This window comes from Sporosarcina sp. FSL K6-1540, assembly GCF_038620285.1.
Lineage (GTDB): Bacteria > Bacillota > Bacilli > Bacillales_A > Planococcaceae > Sporosarcina > Sporosarcina psychrophila.
In genome coordinates this window covers 3,328,438-3,351,664 of the sequence record NZ_CP152018.1, presented here as the reverse complement: position 1 = coordinate 3,351,664, position 23,227 = coordinate 3,328,438, and the positions used below count along the sequence as shown (strand labels likewise).

At 38.1% G+C, this 23,227-nt stretch carries 18 protein-coding genes and 2 pseudogenes; 3 read left to right on the top strand and 17 right to left on the bottom strand.

Annotated elements, in window-relative coordinates; all coding sequences use genetic code 11:
- Window positions 1–204: 204 nt before the first annotated feature.
- Both uvsE (MKY15_RS15835) and uvsE (MKY15_RS15830) read left to right on the top strand, forming a co-directional pair.
- A complete protein-coding gene (gene uvsE, locus MKY15_RS15835; protein ID WP_342537988.1) occupies window positions 205–1,158 on the top strand; it encodes a UV DNA damage repair endonuclease UvsE in 954 nt (317 codons plus the stop codon).
- Window positions 1,159–1,430: 272 nt separating this feature from the next.
- The gene (gene uvsE / locus MKY15_RS15830) at window positions 1,431–2,396 is read left to right on the top strand and encodes a UV DNA damage repair endonuclease UvsE (RefSeq protein ID WP_338652834.1); all 966 of its coding nucleotides are present in this window, start codon (window positions 1,431–1,433) and stop codon (window positions 2,394–2,396) included.
- Between the two features lie 652 nt (window positions 2,397–3,048).
- Here uvsE (MKY15_RS15830) and MKY15_RS15825 read toward each other — a convergent pair.
- The 17 genes and pseudogenes from MKY15_RS15825 to gltB all read right to left on the bottom strand — a co-directional run bounded on the left by MKY15_RS15825 (window position 3,049) and on the right by gltB (window position 22,034).
- On the bottom strand, window positions 3,049–3,588 hold the full coding sequence (locus tag MKY15_RS15825; protein WP_187047418.1) for a helix-turn-helix transcriptional regulator: 540 nt from the start codon (window positions 3,586–3,588) through the stop codon (window positions 3,049–3,051).
- A 42-nt stretch (window positions 3,589–3,630) separates the two neighbouring features.
- On the bottom strand, window positions 3,631–4,815 hold the full coding sequence (locus MKY15_RS15820) for an ABC transporter permease (RefSeq protein ID WP_187047417.1): 1,185 nt from the start codon (window positions 4,813–4,815) through the stop codon (window positions 3,631–3,633).
- Between the two features lie 562 nt (window positions 4,816–5,377).
- The gene (locus tag MKY15_RS15815; RefSeq protein ID WP_342537984.1) at window positions 5,378–5,731 is read right to left on the bottom strand and encodes a hypothetical protein; all 354 of its coding nucleotides are present in this window, start codon (window positions 5,729–5,731) and stop codon (window positions 5,378–5,380) included.
- A 118-nt stretch (window positions 5,732–5,849) separates the two neighbouring features.
- On the bottom strand, window positions 5,850–6,632 hold the full coding sequence (locus MKY15_RS15810; protein WP_342537983.1) for an ABC transporter ATP-binding protein: 783 nt from the start codon (window positions 6,630–6,632) through the stop codon (window positions 5,850–5,852).
- The gene (locus MKY15_RS15805; RefSeq protein ID WP_342537982.1) at window positions 6,629–7,570 is read right to left on the bottom strand and encodes an iron ABC transporter permease; all 942 of its coding nucleotides are present in this window, start codon (window positions 7,568–7,570) and stop codon (window positions 6,629–6,631) included. Before MKY15_RS15805 ends, MKY15_RS15810 begins: the two co-directional genes overlap by 4 nt.
- An 89-nt stretch (window positions 7,571–7,659) precedes the next feature.
- Window positions 7,660–8,685: an iron ABC transporter permease gene (locus MKY15_RS15800; protein WP_342537980.1), complete on the bottom strand. Its 1,026-nt coding sequence runs from the start codon at window positions 8,683–8,685 to the stop codon at window positions 7,660–7,662.
- Window positions 8,669–9,619 carry an ABC transporter substrate-binding protein gene (locus MKY15_RS15795; protein WP_342537978.1) on the bottom strand — a complete coding sequence of 317 codons (951 nt, stop codon included), beginning with the start codon at window positions 9,617–9,619 and terminating at the stop codon, window positions 8,669–8,671. Before MKY15_RS15795 ends, MKY15_RS15800 begins: the two co-directional genes overlap by 17 nt.
- A 115-nt stretch (window positions 9,620–9,734) precedes the next feature.
- Window positions 9,735–10,004 carry a 30S ribosomal protein S14 gene (gene rpsN / locus MKY15_RS15790; protein WP_342537977.1) on the bottom strand — a complete coding sequence of 90 codons (270 nt, stop codon included), beginning with the start codon at window positions 10,002–10,004 and terminating at the stop codon, window positions 9,735–9,737.
- 55 nt (window positions 10,005–10,059) lie between these two features.
- Window positions 10,060–10,209, bottom strand: a complete 150-nt coding sequence (rpmG, locus tag MKY15_RS15785) for a 50S ribosomal protein L33 (RefSeq protein ID WP_187047410.1) — start codon at window positions 10,207–10,209, stop codon at window positions 10,060–10,062.
- A 145-nt stretch (window positions 10,210–10,354) separates the two neighbouring features.
- Window positions 10,355–10,474, bottom strand: a pseudogene (locus MKY15_RS15780) (GTP-binding protein); the annotation flags it as partial.
- Between the two features lie 18 nt (window positions 10,475–10,492).
- Window positions 10,493–11,533 (bottom strand): zinc ABC transporter substrate-binding protein, encoded by a 1,041-nt coding sequence (locus MKY15_RS15775; RefSeq protein ID WP_342537976.1) that lies wholly within the window; start codon window positions 11,531–11,533, stop codon window positions 10,493–10,495.
- Window positions 11,534–11,989: 456 nt separating this feature from the next.
- Window positions 11,990–12,904 (bottom strand): TIGR03943 family protein, encoded by a 915-nt coding sequence (locus MKY15_RS15770; protein ID WP_342537974.1) that lies wholly within the window; start codon window positions 12,902–12,904, stop codon window positions 11,990–11,992.
- A gap of 8 nt (window positions 12,905–12,912) precedes the next feature.
- A complete protein-coding gene (locus MKY15_RS15765) occupies window positions 12,913–13,905 on the bottom strand; it encodes a permease (RefSeq protein ID WP_342537972.1) in 993 nt (330 codons plus the stop codon).
- Between the two features lie 66 nt (window positions 13,906–13,971).
- Window positions 13,972–14,868, bottom strand: coding sequence for a GTP-binding protein (locus MKY15_RS15760; protein ID WP_342537971.1), 897 nt, complete (start codon window positions 14,866–14,868; stop codon window positions 13,972–13,974).
- Window positions 14,869–15,645: 777 nt separating this feature from the next.
- Window positions 15,646–15,907 (bottom strand): annotated as a pseudogene (locus MKY15_RS15755) (group I intron-associated PD-(D/E)XK endonuclease); the annotation flags it as partial.
- A gap of 95 nt (window positions 15,908–16,002) precedes the next feature.
- Complete coding sequence (gene gltD, locus MKY15_RS15750; protein ID WP_342537969.1) at window positions 16,003–17,484, bottom strand: glutamate synthase small subunit; 1,482 nt, start codon at window positions 17,482–17,484, stop codon at window positions 16,003–16,005.
- Between the two features lie 17 nt (window positions 17,485–17,501).
- On the bottom strand, window positions 17,502–22,034 hold the full coding sequence (gene gltB, locus MKY15_RS15745; RefSeq protein WP_342537967.1) for a glutamate synthase large subunit: 4,533 nt from the start codon (window positions 22,032–22,034) through the stop codon (window positions 17,502–17,504).
- Between the two features lie 120 nt (window positions 22,035–22,154).
- On the opposite strand from gltB, the gene MKY15_RS15740 reads away from it, so the two are divergent.
- Window positions 22,155–23,057: a LysR family transcriptional regulator gene (locus tag MKY15_RS15740; protein WP_342537966.1), complete on the top strand. Its 903-nt coding sequence runs from the start codon at window positions 22,155–22,157 to the stop codon at window positions 23,055–23,057.
- Window positions 23,058–23,227: the final 170 nt, after the last annotated feature.

The following is a 23,227-nucleotide window of genomic DNA, read 5'->3' as shown; positions in this document are numbered from 1 at the left end:
CAATTGCCTCTCATGGACCGTTAGCTTATATAAAGCCTACTCAATTAACGAAGCGGGTTAACCATTCTCATTTTGTGTATACATAAATGGATTTATGCAGATAATATTTATGTATAAATTTCCCCTCACTGTTTAAAATGCTCTTAGAAATTATGTGTCAGATTAGATTTCAACCTCAAAGTATTGAATAAAGGGGAAAAGTAGATGAAAATCCGGTTCGGATATGTAGGTAATGCACTAGGCTTATGGGATGCGAGTCCATCAAAAACTCTAACTTTTACACGGTATTCAACGCTCCCTATAAACGAGAGAATGGAAAAATTGAAATCGATAACAGCACAAAATTTACAGCACACAAAAAGAATTTTGTATTATAATATCGCGCATGAAATAGAATTATACCGGTTTTCAAGCTCACTTGTCCCTTTAGCACCCCATCCGGAAGTGATGTGGGATTTCTTAACTCCATTCAAAAACGAATGGGAAGAAATCGGGAATTTAGTCCGAAATTTCAAGCTTAGAGTAAGCTTTCACCCAAATCAATTTACACTTTTCACAAGCCAAAGAGAAGAAGTCACAACGAATGCAGTAAGAAGTATGGAATATCATTTTAGGATGCTCAAAGCTATGAACATTCTTGATACGGGATTAATTAATATTCATATTGGCGGAGCCTATGGGGATAAAACTGCGTCATTAAACCGTTTCCATCAAAATCTCAAAAAATTACCAAAGGAAATTAAGAAGCAGATGACGCTAGAAAATGATGATAAAACGTATGATGTTCGGGAAACACTCATTACTTGTGAAAAGGAAAACATTCCAATGGTACTCGATTATCATCACTATATGGCGAATAACGTGGAGAGTGACCTCCCTCTTTACTTAGACCGCATATTTAAGACTTGGAATACCTTTAATATTGTCCCAAAAGTTCACATTTCTTCACCGAAATCAGATCAAGCCTATCGTTCTCATGCCGACTTTGTTTCTTTAGACTTTGTCCTCCCCTTCTTAAAGATGGCAAAGGAGCTTAATAAGGACTTTGACATAATGATAGAAGCAAAACAAAAAAACCTTGCCATGCTGAAACTTGTAGATGAAATAGCTGCAATTCGAGGAGTCAAACGTATTTCAGGGTCATCTGTGGAATGGTAACCGCGAAGAATAGAGTTATTCAATTATTGAGTCCAGATTTTGAATCGAGCTTGAGGCCTACAGGATGTAGGTCATGCAACCGTTGCCGCAGGACGCGGCGAACTTAGATTGCCATTCTTTCTTTGGTCAGCGGACATTTGGACACCCGCTTAACAGGTAAAAAAAACGCATTCATCTCCCACCTATGGAGGTGAGAGTCTTCTGTAGCTGACGCTTCGCTTTCAGTACATAAACATTTGCTGAATAATGATAATACAGATGAGGTGGAATAAATGACGATTGTACGTCTTGGTTATGTCGCAATGAGTATGGAACTTGATAATGCATCCCCTTCGCAAACAATGACTTTTACCCAATTCAAAAAAATTGATGATCGGGAAGCTGCCATCCGTAAATTAGAACGTATTGCACTTTCGAATTTACATAATACACTAAGACTGTTAAAACATAATGTAGCGTCTGATATTCATTTTTATCGGCTAACCTCTCGCCTTATTCCTTTAGCAAACCACGAGGAGCTTCTTAAATGGAATTATATAAAGCCATTAATAGAACCGCTTCGTGAGATTGGAGATTTCGCAAAAAAACATAAGATTAGAGTTGATTTTCATCCAGATCACTTTGTTCTGATTAATTCTAAAGAGAAGCATATCTTAAAAAATTCAATTAGTACCTTAAAGCTACATTACTTATTACTAAAGGCGATGGGGATTGACCCGACTCATCGCTGTGTCATGCATGTTGGTGGTAATTATAAAGAAACCGAACTCTCACTTGAACGTTTTGTTGATAATTGGATGGACGTCCCGAAAAGGATTCAAAATATGATTATGCTTGAAAATGATGATACTTCTTTTACGTTAGAAGATACACTTTACTTATGTGAAAAACTAGATATACCTCTAGTTTTCGATTATCATCATCATCTGGCCCATCACCTAGGTACAAATTGGGAAACCAACTGGAATAGAGTTATTCAGACATGGAGACATTCTCCGCTCTCAATAAAAATGCATATATCAAGTCCAAAGAGTGATAAAGCTTTTCGCCATCATTCAGATTATGTAGACATCGATATGTTTTTTAGATTCCTTCATGAAATAAAGGGCAGTATTCCACGAATTGACTGCATGATTGAGGCTAAGAAAAAAGATGAGGCGCTTTTCAAATTAATGGATGAAGTAAAAGCAAGGAAAGACGTTGAAATTATTGATGGCTCTTCATTCTCTTTAAAGTAAATGAAAAAGAGGTTACTTCCACAATTAGTTGAATTGTTTGTACATCGTTTTATAATGAAGTGGAAAAGAGCACAATCTGTAATTTTCAAAAAAGCATATTGGTAATAAATAAAGAGGACATTGAAGCCATTTGTATCGCTGATTTCGCAATGAAAAAGAGAAAGAGTTACGCTACCATCATGGTGAACCTAGCCGATGGTCGGGTCATTAACCCCGTAGAATCAAGAGAGATAGAAGATGCAGTTATCTAGCTTTCTTTTTTTGCTAATATAAATTATGTCTCAAGAGATGGCTCTCTTACCACTGAGATTTGGAAAGCCCCTCCTGAAGCCCACCATATCAGTGATCGATTTCAACTAGTGATAAATTTGACGGACGCAAGCACTCATTTGAATAAAATGTATCTCTATTCTACAGGACAGACAAACAATTACTTGAATGAAAATAAAAATGAACCGTTATTTCCTTATGCAAGGACGTAACGGTTCATTTAATAAAGTAATTTTCTTTACCCAAAAGACTTCTTTTGTTTAATAAAAACCATACAGTAAGCAATAATCATAAAAGCTGATACCAACATAGCTCATATGGTATAAACCCTTTAAATTCACGGAAGTACTAGCTTCCAATAGCGTTAGATTCATTCATCCAATTATATTTTTCTTTGTTTTATAAGGTCTATCAACACTTCAAGCCAGCTCGCTGTATGCTCGGCCTTGCTGGGGAAATAATCGCCCATAAATTCCATGAGCTTTTCTTTTTCTTTTCCAACATCTACGTGCTCATTTAAACTTTTCAAATACTCCCAGCGGTCTTTATGATCGGCTAACTTCCTTTCAAGAATGGCAATCACTTTGTCGCGATCAACGTACTCGATACTGGCTAAGCCCACAAGCATTTCACTGATTTTGTCGGCTTTTTCAAATAACTTGTATATTTTTTTCGGCAGTTCTTCACGGCCTTTTGCAGTAATGGAAAATACTTGCTTGTCAGGCCGATGATCTTCTTTGATGATTTCCACTGCCTCGATAAGTCTTTGTTTTGCTAAAGTATTAAAATTATAATACAACTTACTTTCTGTCAATCCGGCAAGTTTATCAAATGGAATCGGATCCGACAGCTGTCTTTTTAATTTATATGGATAATTATTGCCTTCGATTAATTTACTCAAAATGTATATTTGGATTGTCATGATCAATCTCCTTCGGCAAGTGACTCCCTCATTGTAACAAAATCATGCAGTGATTTCAGCCGTCTCAATACTTACAGACTCTGTTTCAGGTTCCGATACAGGCTGCGGCTTGTGAAGGAAAGCCACAATTAATATATTAATTAACATAGCCCCGGCTCCCACAGCCACCATCATCCACTGATTAGGCGCTGCACTGACGCTGCCATATAATGTCGCGAAGTACGCTTGGACAGAATAGTACATCGGCGAAATATAGCTCATCCATTCATATGGCAAGTACATCATTTCCCGAGGGATTGTAGCACCGTTGGCAAGTGTTTGGACCAATAGTATTGGCAAGTTGAGAACCATTCCGCCTTCACCCATCAAGAAAATTAAAATCGCCGTGAAATTGAAGCATACCATATAGTTCAAAATTTGCTGTGCAGTCAGGCTCACAAATATGTCAGCTCCATGGCTGCTGACTAAATATGCTATACCCAAAGCTACAAGGGATGATACAACCGCGATTAACAATGCTGTTAATTGAACATATAAGAATAGCCGCGTTTTGCTTGCTTTTCCGCGACTGGCTCTAAATGCTCCGACTAATTGCATAGCGCCAATCATTGCACCCGTGTATCCGGCCATTGTTAAGAACATTGGTAGCATAGTATTATTCATGCCCGCTGGAATCTCATTGATCGTGACCAAATTTCCAGCATATGCAGTTTCGATCATTTCCGCCATTTCAGTTGCTTGCTCTTCGGGTATATTCAAATTCATCAATACACCTTGTGCTGTTTGTGTGGAAAACTGTGCGCTTAATTGATTATTGATTTCGTTAACGATGGAAGTCATTGTCGAAGAAACAACTGTCGCACTTGCTCCATTGGTTGTAAAGTCAATGCTTGATGCTGTTTCCCCATTTTGCATGTCTTCAGAAAACGTTACAGGAATATGGATGATTAACGCCAATTCATTTTTTTCTAATTGTGCTAACGCTTGCTTGTTTGTCAAATCCGTTTCAATTTCTTCAAATGGTAGTTTCTCTGCAAGTTGTTCTGCAATCATTATCCCATATTCGCCTGCATCGTCATTCACCATAGCGATCGGCATTTGATCAATATTATTCGGAATGGCTGAATACCCGGGGATAAATATTCCGAGCATGGCGATTGCGTAAAAAATCCCCATAAAAATAGCGGCAATAGCCCCTTTTGTTTTTAAGAAATGTATAAATTTCATGTATTTCTTCCTTCTTTCTAATAAAATATGTTTTTCGGTTTCAACAAAGTACTCTAATTAGAGTACTTCCGTATCTTACTCTTCCCTTTTTTAAAAGTCAATTGAATCGATTTCATATTACGTACTCTTAAAAAATCATAAAGAAACAGAGTCCAAATGATTTCTTTAAAAAACGAATGAAAATTCCGATTACGCTGTTGTGAATAGTTGAAGCTGGATGAGTTGATTAACTGCAAGTTACTAGTATTGCACTCAATATGAACTCCGACGAAATGAACTTTGGCTTTCTCTCCTGTATAATGTTAGATCTGATTTAGTAGAAAATAACCTTTGAGATTGGTGTTTACACGTTCACTGGAATTTCGTTCCTTATAAGAATTCATTCCATCTCATCAATCCTCTTACAGGCGCTGTATATCGTCTGAGTTCATAATCTGTCTACTTTCTAAATCGACTTGGAAAAAGGATGGACACCAATATTTACAATTTTTTAGTAATCCTCTAGAGCTACATCCATTGAAGATAATCATGTTAATTGCTCTTTACGCTACAATCAATTTTATTAATTGATAAACAGAAATAGCTCTTTACTCCGTCCCTCTTCAGCCGTTTGCAGTAAGTGATCAGTATAGTCAACCCATTTCATCTTTCCACACCTTGTTTCGATTTTTCCAGTTAATTCTACTTCAATAGCAGTCATCAGATGTACCACTTTTGTTATGGGCAATTTAAAATGACGGCCCGCGAGTTCGTACGGAGAATTTTCCACTAGAAGACTAAGAAAATGATCAGCCGTTTCAGCACTTTCAGCCAAAGAATCCTCTAACTCAATGACAAACTGATACAGGCTCCTTTTTTCTTCCGTAAGCTTTTTAACCTCGCTTCTTAGTAAAAACTCCATTAATCGATCATGCATTTTCCTCACCTCACGTATTTACAACTTAAAAACCCAACCATTCTTTAATTAAAGAATGGTTGGATAGACTTTACTAACTTGCTTTTTAAACGTCCGTAAGGTGACATTTTACACAGAATCAGTGGAATGGAAGAATAAATGATTTATTCGACTGTGCATCTTCTATTAAGCTGACTTTCACATTGTAAACATCTTTAATCGTTTCAGCGTTCAATACCTTTTTCGGTTTTCCGCCAATATATAGCGAGCCGTTTTTCATCAATAAAATTTCGTCCGCATATTGAAGTGCTTGGTTTAAGTCATGTAATACCAATAAAATTGTTTTTTGTTCTTTTTGATTAATCTCTTTTATCAATTCAAGCATTGCTAATTGGTGTTGGATATCTAAAAACGTTGTCGGCTCATCCAATAATATAATCGGTGTATCCTGAGCAAGCGCTAAAGCAAGCCATGCCCGCTGTCTTTCTCCACCAGACAAGTTGTCCAATAATTTATTCTTCAAATGATTAACTGAAGTCATCTCCATAGCTTTTCCGATGGCAATATGATCTTGTTTTCTGAGCATGCCAATTGCACCCATATGGGGATATCTACCCTGCTCGACCAGTTCTTCCACCGTTATCCGAATCGATGCATCGTAAACTTGCGGGAGCAACGCCATTTTTTTTGCCAGGTTTTTAGCAGAAAGGCTTGAAATCAGTGTATCTCCAAGCAAAACTTTACCTGTTTGAGGCATTACAATATTTGAAATAGCTTTTAATAGCGTTGATTTCCCACAGCCATTCGGGCCTAAAAGAACTGTGATTTTCCCTTCTTTAATCGTTGCAGTAAATGCTGTCACTACGTCCTTTGAGCCAAAAGAAATCCCGATATCCTGCAATTGTATATCTTGTTGACTCAACTGACTTTACCACCTTTCATGTTTTTAGAAATTAAGTACATAAAGAAGGGTCCGCCAATTAAAGCTGTTACAGCACCCGTCGGCAATTGGATAGTAAACGGTACCCAAGCATCCGGCAGTAATGGAACTGCAACTTGAGCAATTATATCTGCAGCCAATAAAAGTAAAGAGGAAGTCAAGAAACTTATAGGCAGGAATAGTCGGGCATCTTCTCCAGCTAGGTGTCTGGCGATGTGCGGTCCAATGAGTCCTACAAACGCAATTGCTCCAACTGTTGAAACGGCACCTGCAGTTAGTAATCCCGCAACAAGCAGTATGTATTTTTTTGATGATTGTAAATTGATGCCCAATGTTTGAGCTTTCTCGTCACCTAGGCGCAAGCCGTTCACTATACCTGCAAAAGAAAGTGCTATCGGTATCAAAATCAGTGCAAAAGGTACCACCATATAAAATTGCGACCATGTACGTCCGTTTAGCGATCCAATCATCCATAGTAAAATGATCCCCATAGCTTGTTGTTGCTGCAATAGAATGAGAGAAATAAAAGCTTGTATAATAACTGAAAAAAGTACACCAATCAAAGCCAATTTCTGCATCCCGATATGAGGAAACTTCGAGATCCGATAAAGCAACGCAACAGAAAGCGTTGCTCCGATAGCTGCCACTACAGGAAGGCTATAACTCATAAGAATGGAAAATGGCGAGTAGGTAATCCAAAGAACAGCAAACAGCGTACTCAAAGCTGTCACACCAATAACACCGGGTTCAGCTAATGGATTTGAAATGACACTTTGCAATAAAGCACCTGCTAACCCAAGCATCCCCCCACAAAGAACAGCAATAATCGCTCTTGGTAAACGCAGGTTTAGAAGAATATTCCGGACTGTAGAATCATGATTAGGATTCATGAGCTCTTTAACAACTGTTTGAATTTCCACACTCAAACCACCTAAAATCAAATGAAGAGAAAAGAACAGCAAAAGTAAGATACATAGAATAGACCATAATCTTTTAAAAGTATATATATTCATAAGCCGGTTCTCCTTTTTATAAACATAAACAAGAGCCAGCTCCCACCAATTATGGAAGTGAGCAATCCTACAGGAATTTCAACCGGATAAAAATAAATTCGTGTAATTAAATCCATTCCTGTCAAAAATGTTCCGCCCGCAAGAATACTTAATGGCATAACAACATAGCTGTTTGTACTTTGAACACCCCGACGTATTAGATGAGGGATAATAAGCGAAACAAAACCAATTGGACCACAATAAGCGACAACAGCAGCAGTTAAGGTAGCGCTTATTCCAAATACCAAAAGCCTGATGCGATCTACGGAAACTCCCCGCGCCTTTGCCGCTTCATCTCCCAAACGGAAAACATTTAAAGCTTTTCCGGCAAGTAATGCCAAAGGAACGCCGATGATAAACCAAGGTAAAAGGGCCAAAACATGCTCTTGCGTTCGGTTCGCTAAACTGCCGATGAGATAGAAAAACAACAATCCGATGTCATTTGGACTTCCAATGCTTATCACCACAATCACCAGTGCATTTATTGTTGCGGTCATAGCAGCGCCGACCAGTAAGATAGAAGATCGTCGCAATTTACTGGAGGCTACTGTGACCACAATAAGTCCGCTAAACATAGCGCCAGTCAGTGCTGCTAACGGATAAAGTGAAAAAGATAATGGCAAGCTAAATATAGTAACACATGCCATTACCATCGCAGCACCCGCTGACACTCCTGTCAATTCCGGTCCTGCTAAGTCATTTTGAAGGACGTCTTGAAGCATTGTACCAGCAAGTGCTAAAAGAGCCCCTGCAATCCATCCCACAACCCATCTTGGAAATCGTATCTCAAAAACAACAATTCCCTCTAACTTCGTGGCCTGCCCATCCAACACTTGTAACAAGGAAGCAAATGAGAGTCTAGGCTCGCCCAACATTAAACTTAAAATGAGTAGAACAAACGATAGAACCATACATAAAAGTGCGAGGGATAAACTAATGGAAAGTATTTTTTGCCCACTTCTCGGCTTATTTACCGTTTTCAATAATCCCAGTCACTTCATCTAAAACAATTGATAATGAACCTATCCCTCTACCGTTTGCCCAGATATTGGTCCTAACTTCATAGACCTCATCATTTCGAACAGCTTTTAATTCTTTCCAAATTGGACTTTCAGAGAGTTGATCGGACAATGTCGGTCCTTTCTTATCAAAGGAAAATGTTTCGACAAAGATGATATCTGGATTTTGCTTAAGGACTTCCTCTAAGGAAAATTGAGCTCCCCCACTAGTATGACTTTCAGCATCTCCACCAGTAGACCATGGATAGCTGACGCCTTCGGCTAATAAAGAGCCGACAACGCTTTCTTTTGTATCAATACCAAAATTCACATCAGATCCGTACATCACTAATGCGGTAATATCCATAGATGCTTGTTCTTTAAATAATTCAATTTTTCCCTCAAAGTTCTTAATTGCAGCCTCGGCCAAGTCCTGCCTTCCTGTTATGCTTCCCATTACACGTACGAATTCAATAGAATCTTTGTATGACAATGGACTAACTATATATAGCGGTATATCTCCTAAACTTTCACGCAAGCTATCATGAACGCCACCTAAACCAATAACCAGTTGCGGATTCTTTTGATAAATATCTTCAATGTTTGGCTCAAAAAAAGTTCCGCCTATCAATGGGATAGCGACACCCGCTTCTCCAAAAAATTCTGATTCCTGCGTGATTCCAGCAGCTGATACAGCACTGGGCTCGATTTTTAAAAGATGCAGGGTATCCACACAGATTTCTGTTAAACAAATAATTTCAGAGGGTATCTTGTCTAATACAATTTCTGTACTCGTGCTATCTAGTAGCTTCTTCTCTTCCTTTGACTCAGCAGACGATTCCTCCGTTTTATTACTACAAGCTCCTAAAAAAAGTAAAATGAGTACCAAACCGCTAAGCAGTTGTTGTTTTATTAGCAAGATATTTAATCTCCCTTCCGTTTCCTGAGTTAAACTGATACAGGCTCATTTATTCCCCGCACCTCACATTGGAATAATTCAACCATTCTATAGTAACTGAATGGTTGAATAGCTTTTACCAACTGGCTTTTTTAACACCTGGTAGTTGCCCTTTATGCGCAAGTTCCCGAAAAGCAATCCGTGACATGTTAAATTTCCGCATATATCCTCTTGGTCTACCCGTCAGTTCGCATCGATTTTTCAATCGTGTCGGGGAAGAATCCTTAGGTAGCTTATTTAACGATTCAAAGTCACCTTTCTCTTTCAATTCTTTACGAAGTACCGCATAGTGAGCAACCAACTTCCGTTGCCTCTTGTTTTTCGCTACCTTAGATTTCTTCGCCATTCTATTTCCACTCCATAATTAGTAATCATTACGATTTAAAACTTTGCAAATTTTTTTACTTTGTTTCTCTATGAATCGTGACTTTTCTCAAGCGCGGGCTGTATTTCTTTAATTCAATCCGTTCGGGATTAGTGCGTTTGTTTTTTGTAGTTGTGTAATTGCGGTCTCCTGATTCTGTACAAGCTAATGTGATATTTACCCTCATACTAGTTCCTCCTATAGGTCAAATTTCGATCTGAAAATTAGGCAATGGATTCACAAAACTTGTCCAATCTTGCACTAATTCTTCTTCCGTAAGCAAGCATTTATCTAAGCCTTCCGTAATTTCCTATTGATTCATCCGAATACCAATCATTAACGATGACGGCGACTTTCAGCCCGTGTCGATTGTGTAAAGTATGATTCAATAAGGTCGTCTTCCCCGAACCTAAGTAGCGGCTTAACAACGTTACGGGTATCCTTTTTTTCATTCTCCCACTCCTTACGCTTTACTTATTACCCAATGCTTCCGCAAGTGTTGCAATGTTGTATTCCATCAAAGATAAATAGTCTGCTTTGTTTTCCACATCCTCACTTGTTAGAACACCAAGATTATGCAACATCAGTGAATTCGCTCCAATTTCCTTTCGAATGACATCAGTTAGTTTAGAGGAGACGTTTTGTTCGAATAAAACATATTTCACTCCATGTGCTTTCGCGTATTTAACAAGAGCAGCCAATTCCTTTTGTGAAGGTTCACTTTGCGAATTTAATCCGGCAACTGCTACTTGTTCAAGTCCATACGAATCAGCGATATAACCAAAAGCTGCGTGTGAAACGAAAAATGTTTTTGTAGTAGCATTGGAAGCCATGTCTTTAAATTTCAGATCGAGGGCGAGTAAATCCTCTTTTAACCCTTCAAAATTTTCTTTAAACATATCCTTTTTTTCAGGAGATGCTTCGATGAGTGAGTCTTTAATTACCGTTGCGAGTTCTATACTTAATAAAGGAGAAATCCAAACATGAGGGTCGAATTCGCTGTGCTCATGCTCGTCATGATCATGTGAATCGTTTTCTTCATGGTCCTGTTCGTGTGACTCATGCTCTTCTTCATCGTGCCCATCAGACTCATGCCCCTCCTCTCCGTGATCATGTCCTTCACCTAGCGACTCTTCTGGAATATTGTCAGCGACCGCTATCATTTTGACATGCTCGCCTTTCATTGTCTTTTCGGCATTCTCCACAAATCCTTCAAGTCCAAGTCCGATATAAAAGAATAAATCTGAATCAGCGAGTGCCATCATATCCTTTTGTGTTGGGTCAAACGTATGCTCATCTGCCCCCGGCGGATAAATAGATTGTACATCGACCGCGTCGCCGCCAATCCGTTCTGTGAAATATTGAAGCGGATAGACAGTAGTATAAACGGATATGAGGTCTTCGTTACCTTCCGCTTCTACCCTCTCATTCGTTTGCTCTTTGTTGCCGCATGCTGCGAGCAATAGTAGAGTAATAATTGAAAAAATAGATAAAAACTTTTTATTCACCACAAAAAACTCCTCCTTTATTCCCTTAAATCGTAATCATTACGTTTTAAGTATTTATTTATCATACAAGAGCATTTTTGAATTAGCAACTGTTTTTATTTCATATTGTGAAAAGTAATTCCTTTAAACTAAGCACACCTGTACTTTCAGGTCATGAATGAACTCTTTTTACTTTGCGAGTGATAAGGTAACCTTCATTATGATTAATGAATTCTTTAAATACTGTTTCACAAGATTATTGGAGTTAGTATAGAAGTTTGAACACACGTTGGTTAAGTCTACAACCTAAAAAGTAGAGATGACCGTTACCACATTAGTTCAGGCAATGGCGGTGGCATTTATTGAGTATTATTCCTTTCGTTGTATCAGGTCCATTTATTTCACGATAGCTATAAACAGGTTTCCGCACATTATCACACCTAAAAAACATAGCCCTTGTCCGGTTGACAAGGGCTATGTTTAATTTATATATGGATTTTCGGGCTCTTCTACCTTCTCTATGTCAGTTATCTGCAGGTAAGGATAATCCCAATCTTCTAGGGTTATTTTCGATAAATAGCCCGTTGCCCTAATCCATTCATCTTCCTCTACTTCAAACATTTCACCAGAAGACGACAAAATGCCAAAGACAGAAGCATCTGCAACACAACAAGTAATTCCGAATCGTGCAACTACAAACTGATCTTCTTCCAAGTCAGGTTGCTTGTATACAAACCCAACAATTTCTATTTCCTTACCAAGAAACCAATCGAGATAAGCATAAATATTATCGGTAATATCCAGATATCTTGCTTCACTTACAATGATTTTATCGTTTTCTAATAGTTCATCTCTCAGAATTTCCATACGATTAGGGTATTCATCATTTTCATAGTTCACATCTTCATCAGTCTTCGTTCCATCAATGGATTCTTCTACAATGTCAGGATCTGTTCCTGGCAAGTCATAGGAGGTATCCGTTTCATCATTTCTAACGGCTGGCAGTGTGGTATTCAAACCTGTTCCATATATAACCCCTCTTTTGGCGACAATTGAACTATCTAAAACGGTCATTGGAAACCACAATCCAGTCAGAACAGGTAAGACAAACAAAGTGTATATAAAAAATGTTTGTAAGGGTGTTCCAGTTTGAGTATGGCTAAAGCCACAATTACAGTATAATTCCTCCAGATTCTTCGATCCACTTCTCCATAGTTGCATAAGCCCCAATACCAATAAAATCACAAGTGCAAAATAAGAAAAGGGAATCATTTTAGGAGCAATATAATAAGTAATATCCCCTGATACTAGCAATCTAAATAAGAGTAGAAAAAAACCTAGTAATATAATTCCTCTAAACAAAGCATGAGAACTGTAATCCCGTTCTTCCTGCATAACGCACCTCACATAAATAAGTATTGGTATATCAAAATCATCACATATACAGACACAGTAATAATAGCCATTAAGCCTATAACGAATTTAGCACGGAAATAAGCAAATAGCATAATCGTACCTTTCAAATCTAGCATCGGCCCATAGACTAAAAAAGCAAGGAGTGATCCTGCGGAGAATGTGTGTGCAAACGAGGATGCTACAAATGCATCCGCTTCGGAGCAAAGTGATAAGATGAACGCAAATCCCATCATAACAAGAGGTGAAGTCATGTCATTGGCAGCAATACTTACCAATAGACCCCTATCAAAGAACGTCTGAAATAAACTGGCAATCATTGCGCCCATGATCAAAAATTTCCCCATATCGAAAAACTCATCACTTGCATGATAAAATACAGCTTTTATTTTAGGGACTTCCCTGCCACCCGACTGTATAGGTCTATCCAACAGTTCCTCTGTTGTCCACTTTAATTGATTACGATTCCGATAGAAAGCATATATGAGACTACCAATTACAATGGCCAATACGAACGCCAATCCCATCCGGGCATACGCAATTGCTGGGGTAGATTGGAAGGCATAATAGGTAGATGAAAAGACGATGGGATTTAATACAGGTGCCCCAACAATAAAAATAATACCTATATGCAACGGCATTCCCTTTTTCATCAATCTTCGCACCACTGGAATAATTGCACATTCACAAACGGGAAAAATTGCACTTACTAGTACAGCTGGCACGATTGCTATAATAGGATTTTTAGGAATAAACCGTTGTACAGCCTCTTCAGACACAAACGTTTGGATTAGAGCTGATGTAAACACCCCAAGAAACACAAAGGGTAATGCTTCTAATACGATGCTCAGAAAAATGGTATTTACATGCAATATGCTTTTTGGAATTGCCGCTTGTATTTCTGTGAATCCTATTGATAAAAAGAAATAGAGGAGCACTCCTATGAAAAGTAAGCTCACCCCTAAACTTCGTTTGCTTGTCATGAATCGTACTCCTATCTCTCTAATATCCTTAATTTCTGTAAAGTGCTACGCAAAAAAATACGATTTTCATTGCTTTACGAGTTGCTTCCAATGATCGTTTATCTGCTCTGTGTCAAGCCCCAAGCCAATTAAAATAATAACTGGTTTTCTATTTAAAGCGGCGGGGACTGGAGTAAATGCTACCTTCCTTGAAGCATATTGGAAACTGTAAAGTTGGTGTGAGCTTTCGATTTCAACGAACCCCTTTCCTCGTAGTACATTGGCTGGAAGGTGTTTGAGCCATTTTTCGAATTCTTTCTTTCGAACTACAGGGCAATCCTCCAACTTAAGCGCTTGCAATGTCGAGTGATGATGATGATGTTCAACATCCAAAGGCGATTTTCCAATCGTAACAGAGTGGATACGCTTTTCAAAAAGCAATTCAGCATCAATTTTACCGTAGACACTTTCCATAATAGTTTTTTCTTGTTTCGATTTCTTTGTGATTTTTTGTTTAATACTTTCAAGTTGATTTAAAGGAACTAAATCCGTCTTATTTAACACCAGTAGACTTCCACAAATCATTTGTTCATGTATTAAATTCCGGACTTCTGTTGAGCTTGAAAATATGCTTTGATACTCCAAATAATTACTAGCATCCAAAACTGTAATAATAGACATTAAGTCAAATTGATCAGTATATGGATGACTCAGAAGAACTTCTTGTATTTCCATCGGATTGGCTACTCCGGTTCCTTCAATAAATAAAACATCGAGTGGACTGTGTTCCATTTCCGTTATCAACTCGTTCATTGTTTCTTTTAAATCTTCTTGGATCGTACAACAAATACAACCGTCTAACAGTTCAAATACCTTTTGATTTTCAAATAAATGACCTTCTACGTTTGTTTGGCCTATTTCATTTAAAATAATTCCCGGCTGTAGCCCCTTTTTCTTACAATGTTCTAGCATATTTAATAACACGGTGGTTTTACCACTCCCAAGAAAACCGCTTAGTACATATACTGGAATCTTCTTACTTGAGTTAATAAAAATCTCTCCTCTCAAATTAGGTTTATATCTATCCTTCTCTCATCAACGACCAAGACAGTTAAAATTATTATGCTCTGTAACAACTTTAGCCGGCACTATTTCTACTTCACCAATCCCAAACAGTAATGTTTACGATTTACTTGTTTGTTTATCATACAAGAGAGTTTTTAAATTAGCAACTGATTTTTTCGTAATGCGTATTTCTAAAAAAAACCCCTAAAAAAGGTATATCTGACGATCCAATTGCATAGTTTCAAAATACAATCCAAGTCAACAAATCACTAAAATCACGCATTTTCTTGGTTTATCTAGAAACTTATCGTTAAGAAATTGACCTACTTTAGTTGCATATTTATTGAACATTAAAAGGAATTGATGAACCTTGCCGCATCTTCGCATTGTGTAGAGAATTAATCTTGAAAAGGAAAAGATCATAGTGAATTCTCCTTACTATTTGTGATATCAAAAAAGCCGACTACCCCGTTTTGGGTAATTCGACTTTTAAAAGAAACGTCCCCTATTTTACTTTGACTAACCTAACTTTCTTTTGGCACTCATTTTCTGTTTTAAGTAGTCTTTACCAGCATCAGTAAGTGTCGCATTCTGATGATGACTGTTCTTTTACTCTACTTACTAAAAAAACTAGTTTGATATCATTCATATATTTTTTGTCCAAGGAGGGATTCGAGCCCCCGACCGACGGCTTAGCTAGACGCCAGGAACCTCACGATAATCTTTTGCAAATTTTACGTTGTGTAACTGATTATTCTTCGGTGCATCTACTCTCAAGCTAAATGACTTATCAAATCGTTTAGGCTCAAAGTAATAGCATTTCATCGGTTTGTGGACAATAAACGCAGTACACATCAATTTCGTTTTTGTCGACAACTGATGTAACTATTCCTTTTGTGTTGCAATAAGATGAACGAAATCTCACTTCTAGAATCCCTCTTGAAGTTAACTCCCTATAGGAACACTTTGATATCCAGCTTCTCGAAAAGCGATCTAGCCGGTTCCAGAGTGACCCCTGCATACATCTGTTCAGCTTCCTCCAACGCTGCCGTATTAGCAAATGACTGACTGCTTACTTACATACTCATTGACTTTTTTCGCTACATCTTGCCCTTCTTTAATGGCCCAAACGATAAGACTTTGACCTTTTCTCGCATCTCCTGCAGTAAATACGCCATCTACATTTGTTGCATAATCTTTTGTTGTTGCGGCAATTTTTTTGTTTACAATGTTCACGCCCAATTGATTTGGTAATGAAAGCTCTGCTCCTTCAAATCCAATTGCAACAAACACAAATTGTACAGGCCAAATTTTTTCTGTACCAGGTATTGCTTTAAAGAAATGAACCCCATCTTCCCCTAGTATTTTTTCCATATGAATTGTATGAAGCTCTTTTAAATTTCCTTTCTCATCTGCGACCATTCTCGTTGTTTGGATTAAGTATTCACGAGGATCTTTGCCATATTTAGCTTCCGCTTCCTCATAAGCATATTCCAATTTGTAAATATTCGAATCGGTTGGCCACAAATTGTCTTCCGCTCTTGTATCTGGTAGCTGTGGATGTTTTCCGAACTGGACAACTGATTTACAGTTTTGACGAATTGCAGTTGCCACACAGTCTGCCCCCGTATCTCCTCCACCAATTATGATGACATCTTTCCCTTTTGTATTGATAAATTGCCCGTCAGCAAAATTAGAATCCAGCAAACTTTTGGTAGTAAAAGTTAAGTAATCCATTGCAAGATGAACTCCATTTGAATCGCTACCTTCCATGCGAAGTTCACGTTGTTTCTGTGCGCCGATACATAAAATAATCGCATCGAATTCAGCTTTTAATTGATCTGATGAAATATCTTTACCAATTTCCGTATTTAACACAAAATCGATTCCTTCTTGCTGGAGTAACTGAATTCGACGTTCAACTACATCTTTTTCTAGTTTCATATTTGGAATGCCATACATGAGTAGTCCACCAACACGGTCCGCACGTTCAAATACAGTTACAGAATGACCCGCTTGATTTAACTCATCTGCGCTTGCAAGTCCAGCAGGTCCAGAGCCGACTATAGCAATTTTTTTCCCTGTGCGCTCTACTGGAATTCTAGGTACTATCCAGCCATTTTCAAATCCTTTATCGATAATAGTACGCTCAATATTTTTAATCGATATTGCTGGATCTGAAATGGCAAGTGTACAAGATCCTTCGCAAGGAGCTGGACAAACACGACCAGTAAATTCTGGAAAATTATTTGTCATCGATAATCTTTCTAGTGCTTCCTGCCACTTTCCTTTATACACTAAATCATTCCACTCAGGGATTAAGTTATTAATAGGACAACCGGCAGTCGCACCTTGTATTTCAATCCCCATATGGCAAAAAGGAGTCCCACAATCCATACATCTTGCACCTTGTGTTTGAAGTGCTTCATCTGTTAACTTCGAGGCATACTCTCCCCAGTTTTTAATACGTCTGAGAGGGGCTTCTTCCTTTCCTTTTTCTCGTTTATAATCCATAAATCCAGTAGGTTTACCCATTTACTATTCCCCCTCCCTTATTTTTTCACAAGCGCGAGTGGCTTTATTTCTGGGTTCACGGAAGTTGCTAAAAATGCTTGCATTGCAGCTGCATCATCCGTTAAACCATCCCTTTTAAAGTCAGCGATTTTTTCGAGCATTTTCTTATAATCATTTGGCACGACCTTTACAAATCTTTGAACATTTTCCTCCCATTTATCTAGTATGTTCATAGCTTTCGTGCTTTTCGTGTAATAATAATGATTCATAATTAATTGGCGAATCGCATGTTTTTCTTCTGATAATTCAATTCGTTCAAATCCAATCATTTCTGTGTTACATTTTTGTTTTAATCCATCCAAGTCATCAACAAGTACATACGCAATGCCGCCAGACATTCCTGCGCCGAAATTTTTCCCAACATCCCCTAATATGACAGCACGACCACCTGTCATATATTCACAGCCATGATCCCCAATGCCTTCTACGACAACATCTACTCCACTATTTCGAACTGCAAAGCGCTCTCCAGCACGTCCATTTATAAATGCAGTTCCACTTGTTGCACCGTATAGCGCAACATTTCCAGCAATAACATTTTCTTCAGCAACACCTTGAATAGGTGCAGTGACAATCAGTTTTCCACCAGATAATCCTTTGCCAAAATAATCATTTACATCCCCTGTTACATACATAGACATCCCTTTTGGTATAAACGCACCAAAACTTTGCCCGGCTGCTCCGGTAAATCGAAGTGTGATCGAATCGTGGGCTAATCCTCTAGCACCATATAGTTTGGATATTTCGCTTCCAATAATCGTGCCTACTACACGGTCCGTGTTTGCAATTGGATAATTCAATTCCACTTTGGATTCACTTAGAATAGCATGTTCTACTTTTGGTAATAATTCACGTAAGTCAAATGATTGTTCTATTTTATGATTTTGTGGAATTTTAAACGTACGTGCTCCCTCTGGCTGATAAAGCAATGCCGTTAAATCCAATTGTTTTGCTTTCCAATGTTCTTTTGCACGATCACTAACTTCTAGCACATCCGCACGTCCTACCATTTCTTCTACTGTTCTGAATCCAAGTAACGCCATATACTCACGAACTTCTTCCGCTACGAATTTCATAAAATTCACAACATAATCAGCACTTCCTGTGAATTTATTGCGAAGTTCCGGATTTTGAGTCGCAATTCCGACTGGACAAGTGTCTAGATGACACGCACGCATCATAATACAGCCTAAAACGATTAATGGAGCTGTTGCAAATCCATACTCCTCAGCTCCAAGTAAGGCAGCCATTACAACGTCTTTACCAGTCATCAATTTCCCATCTGTTTCCAGTCTCACTCTATCACGTAAACCGTTTAATATTAATGTTTGATGCGCTTCTGCGAGTCCTAGCTCCCAAGGTAGTCCCGTATGTTTAATGCTCGTTTTAGGAGATGCACCTGTTCCACCGTCATATCCACTAATGACAATCACATCTGCTGCACCTTTTGCCACCCCAGCAGCAATCGTTCCAACACCCGATTTCGCCACTAGTTTCACACTAATACGAGCAGTTCTATTCGTATTTTTTAAGTCATGAATTAATTGCGCCATATCTTCAATCGAATAAATATCATGATGTGGAGGTGGAGATATTAATCCAACTCCAGTTGTCGATCCACGAACATCGGCTACCCACGGGTATACTTTATTACCTGGTAACTGACCACCTTCGCCCGGTTTGGCACCTTGCGCCATTTTAATTTGCAGTTCATCTGCTTGCACTAAATAATGACTTTTCACTCCAAATCGACCAGACGCTATTTGTTTAATGGCACTTCTTCGGTTATCTCCATTGGCATCTAGTTCATAACGGCTAGGATGTTCTCCACCTTCCCCACTATTACTTTTACCACCTAGGCGATTCATCGCAATAGCAAGTGTTTCATGGGCTTCTTTGCTTAATGAACCAAACGACATCGCTCCCGTTTTAAATCGTTTGACAATGGAATCTACAGACTCGACTTCTTCCAGTGGAATACATTTAACATCTTTTTTAAATGTCAATAAATTACGCAAAAATCCAATACGCTCTTCATTTGCCATTTCTGCATATTGTCTATATAAACCGTAATCCGCTTTTCGAGTAGCCCACTGAAGTGTGTGGATTGTTTTCGGATTAAATGCATGATGTTCACCAGTACTTCTCCACTGGAAATCGCTACCTGAATCTAAAGAAGCCCCAGTGGAATCTATAGCTGCTTGATGTCTTTTATGCGCTTCTTCCACGATTGTTTCTAGATTAATACCTCCTAATTGAGAAACAGTTCCTGAAAAATAACGTTCAATCACTTTTTTACTAATCCCTACTGCTTCAAAAATTTGAGCTCCGCGATAACTTTGAACAGTTGAAATACCCATTTTCGACATTACTTTCACTACACCATCTGTAATACCTTGACTATATTTCGCAACCGCTACTGCATAACTACTATCAATATGCCCTTCTTCTATTGCTTCTGCAATCGTTGCATAAGCAAGATATGGATTAATCGCATCTACCCCAAATCCAATCAGAGCAGCAAATTGATGTACTTCTCTTGCTTCACCAGATTCCACAATAATACTTACCTTCGTTCGATTTCCTGTGCGAAGTAAATGTTGATGGAGGCTACTTGCAGCTAGTAGGACTGGAATTGTAGATTGCTTTACATCCAACAGTCGGTCGGAAAGTATGAGCAAGGCTATTCCTTGTGCTATATATTCATCCGCTTGTTTAGAAACATGGCATAAATCGATTTCTAAATTTGCAGACATAGTTAAATCTATAGTTGCACTTCGGAATTTGTTTGATTTCATATCGTTTAATTGGCTAAACTGGCTATTTGTTAAAATAGGTGTGTCTAAAAAGATTCGTTCGCTATTAGATCGATTTGGATGCAGTAAATCTCCTTCTGCTCCAAGTAGCGTCATTGTAGATGTCACAATATGCTCACGAATTGAATCTATTGGTGGATTTGTTACTTGTGCAAAGAGCTGTTTAAAATAATTAAATAACGATTGTGGTCGATCTGATAAAACGGCTAGTGGTGTATCATTCCCCATTGATCCAATTGGGTCTTTGCCATCTAACGCAATCGGAATCATGTATTTTTGAATATCTTCATATGTGTAGCCAAATGCTTTTTGTTTGAACAACAAATCATCTATTTGCTCTGGTTCTTCCATTTCAGATGTAATAGTTACTAAATTTTCGTCTAACCATTGTTGGTAAGGTAATGCATTTGCCATATCTGATTTAATTTCTTCATCTGAAATAATACGACCTTGTTCTAAATCAACAAGTAGCATTCTTCCAGGGGTTAAACGTTCTTTGTATAAAATATTTTCTTCTTCTACATCTACTACCCCTACTTCAGAAGAGAAAATAATATAATCATCTTTTGTCACATAGTACCGAGCTGGTCGTAAACCATTGCGATCTAAAATTGCCCCAATTTGTTTCCCATCTGTAAATGAAATAGCTGTTGGTCCATCCCATGGCTCCATTAAACTGCTGTGATAAGAATAGAAAGCCTTTTTCTCCTCAGTTATATGAGGGTTTTCTGTCCAAGGTTCTGGTATTAACATCATGGCAGCGTGAGCTGGTTTTCTACCAGCAAGTACAAAAAATTCAAATGCATTATCTAACATGGAAGAGTCGCTCCCATTTGTATCAATGATTGGCAAAAGTTTTGGAAGATCCTCCCCAAATGCTTCTGATACAAATTGTTGTTCCCGTGCTTTCATCCAGTTAATATTTCCACGTAATGTATTTATTTCGCCGTTATGAACAATATATCTGTTTGGATGTGCTCTTTCCCAACTTGGAAATGTATTGGTACTATAGCGAGAATGTACTAATGAAAAGGCAGATGTAAATAGCTCATCTTGAAGATCCACGTAAAAAAGATTCACCTCTTTGGGAGTAAGTAATCCTTTATAGACGATTGTCTGACTTGATAGACTTGCACAATAGAATTTTTTATCCTGTTGTAGTGCCCAGTGCTCCACTTGTTTTCGAATGATATATAATTTACGTTCAAATGCAAGTGAATCAGTTGCGTTTATTGCTTTGATGAATACTTGACGAACGACTGGTACTGTTTCTTTTGCTTTTTCACTTAGAACACTAGCGTTAATTGGAACTGTTCTCCACCCGATGAGTTCTTGCCCTTGCGCAATAATCATGTCGTTAATTTTTTGTTCAATGCCCGCACGTTCTTCATTATTGTCTGTAAAAAATAGCATTCCTACGCCATAAGCTCCTTTTTCCGGCAAATCCCATTCATTACACACAACACGAAAATAAACATCTGGTATCTGTACCATCAGTCCTGCACCATCACCCGTTTGACCATCGCTTCCACGTCCCGCACGGTGATCAAGTCGACATAACATTTCTAATCCTTTTTCTACGATATCATGTGTTGCATTTCCTTTTATATGTGCATATAAACCTATCCCGCATGCGTCATGTTCAAACGTTGGATCATACATGCCCTGTGCTTTCGGTAATTGATGAAATGTCATTTGAACCCCTCCATTTTCCATAAAAAGTAACTTACTAATATTATATGTTTTCAAACTAATACAAACAATATATAATTTGGATATAAATGATCTGTTTTTGAGATAGATTAGGAGGGAAGTATGGAAATACGCCAGTTGAGGTACTTTATCGAAGTAGCAGAACGTGAACATATTTCAGAAGCAGCTATTCATTTGCATGTAGCCCAATCAGCTGTAAGTAGACAAATTGCAAATTTAGAAGATGAACTTGGAGTAGAATTATTTGAACGTGTTGGTAGAAATGTGAAGTTAACACAAATTGGCAAGATTTTTTCAGAACATAGCATTTCTGCTTTGCAAGCGATTGATTATGCGAAAAAACAAATAGACGAATATTTAGATCCAGATAAAGGGACTATCAAAATTGGATTTCCTACTAGTTTAGCTGGTCACCTATTACCTACTGTCATTTCAGCGTTTAAAAAAGAATATCCCAATGTAGCGTTTCATTTACGTCAAGGATCATATAATTATTTGATCGATGCTGTGAATAAAAGGGAACTAAATCTTGCCTTTTTAGGACCGCTTCCTCCAAAAGATGACTCGATCAACACATCTATTTTATTTACTGAAAATTTCTCTGTACTTTTACCTTCGAATCACCCCTTTGCAAAACGTGAGAAGCTACAACTTATTGATTTAAGAAACGATGATTTCATATTATTTCCAGAAGGATATGTACTAAAAAAAATCGCAGTAGAAGCATGTAATAGCGTTGGCTTCACACCGAAAACTTCATCAGAAGGAGAAGATATGGATGCCATCAAAGGGTTAGTAGCAGCAGGTATCGGTGTAACTATTTTACCCGAAAGCACTTTTTACGATTCTACACCACGATTTACAGTTAAAATACCAATAGAAACACCAATCATTCGAAGAACCGTTGGAATCATTAGCCCCGCAACTCGAGAGCTTTCGCCATCTGAAAAGGTATTCCATCAATTCGTCACCCGCTTCTTCTCTATACTTGGTCAGTACCAGTAAAACCCCTGTAATATTGGCTAAAAAATTATTAATAATAGGAGACAAAATTGTGAGTTTCATGTTTTACATGTTTTTCATTACTCATAAATATTCTGGATGGTTTTTACCCCATCCAGAATTTACGGTAAATAAAAAACTTTAATCGGACTGTATTTATTGTTCTCGACAGC

Coding starts and splice junctions, on each gene's coding strand:
- MKY15_RS15820 (WP_187047417.1), bottom strand. CDS start 4,815: ATGAAATTTATACATTTCTTAAAAACAAAAGGGGCTATTGCCGCTATT.
- MKY15_RS15825 (WP_187047418.1), bottom strand. CDS start 3,588: ATGACAATCCAAATATACATTTTGAGTAAATTAATCGAAGGCAATAAT.
- gltD (WP_342537969.1), bottom strand. CDS start 17,484: ATGGGTAAACCTACTGGATTTATGGATTATAAACGAGAAAAAGGAAAG.
- rpsN (WP_342537977.1), bottom strand. CDS start 10,004: ATGGCGAAGAAATCTAAGGTAGCGAAAAACAAGAGGCAACGGAAGTTG.
- uvsE (WP_342537988.1), top strand. CDS start 205: ATGAAAATCCGGTTCGGATATGTAGGTAATGCACTAGGCTTATGGGAT.
- gltB (WP_342537967.1), bottom strand. CDS start 22,034: ATGACATTTCATCAATTACCGAAAGCACAGGGCATGTATGATCCAACG.
- MKY15_RS15765 (WP_342537972.1), bottom strand. CDS start 13,905: ATGACAAGCAAACGAAGTTTAGGGGTGAGCTTACTTTTCATAGGAGTG.
- MKY15_RS15770 (WP_342537974.1), bottom strand. CDS start 12,904: ATGCAGGAAGAACGGGATTACAGTTCTCATGCTTTGTTTAGAGGAATT.
- MKY15_RS15815 (WP_342537984.1), bottom strand. CDS start 5,731: ATGCATGATCGATTAATGGAGTTTTTACTAAGAAGCGAGGTTAAAAAG.
- rpmG (WP_187047410.1), bottom strand. CDS start 10,209: ATGAGGGTAAATATCACATTAGCTTGTACAGAATCAGGAGACCGCAAT.
- MKY15_RS15740 (WP_342537966.1), top strand. CDS start 22,155: ATGGAAATACGCCAGTTGAGGTACTTTATCGAAGTAGCAGAACGTGAA.
- uvsE (WP_338652834.1), top strand. CDS start 1,431: ATGACGATTGTACGTCTTGGTTATGTCGCAATGAGTATGGAACTTGAT.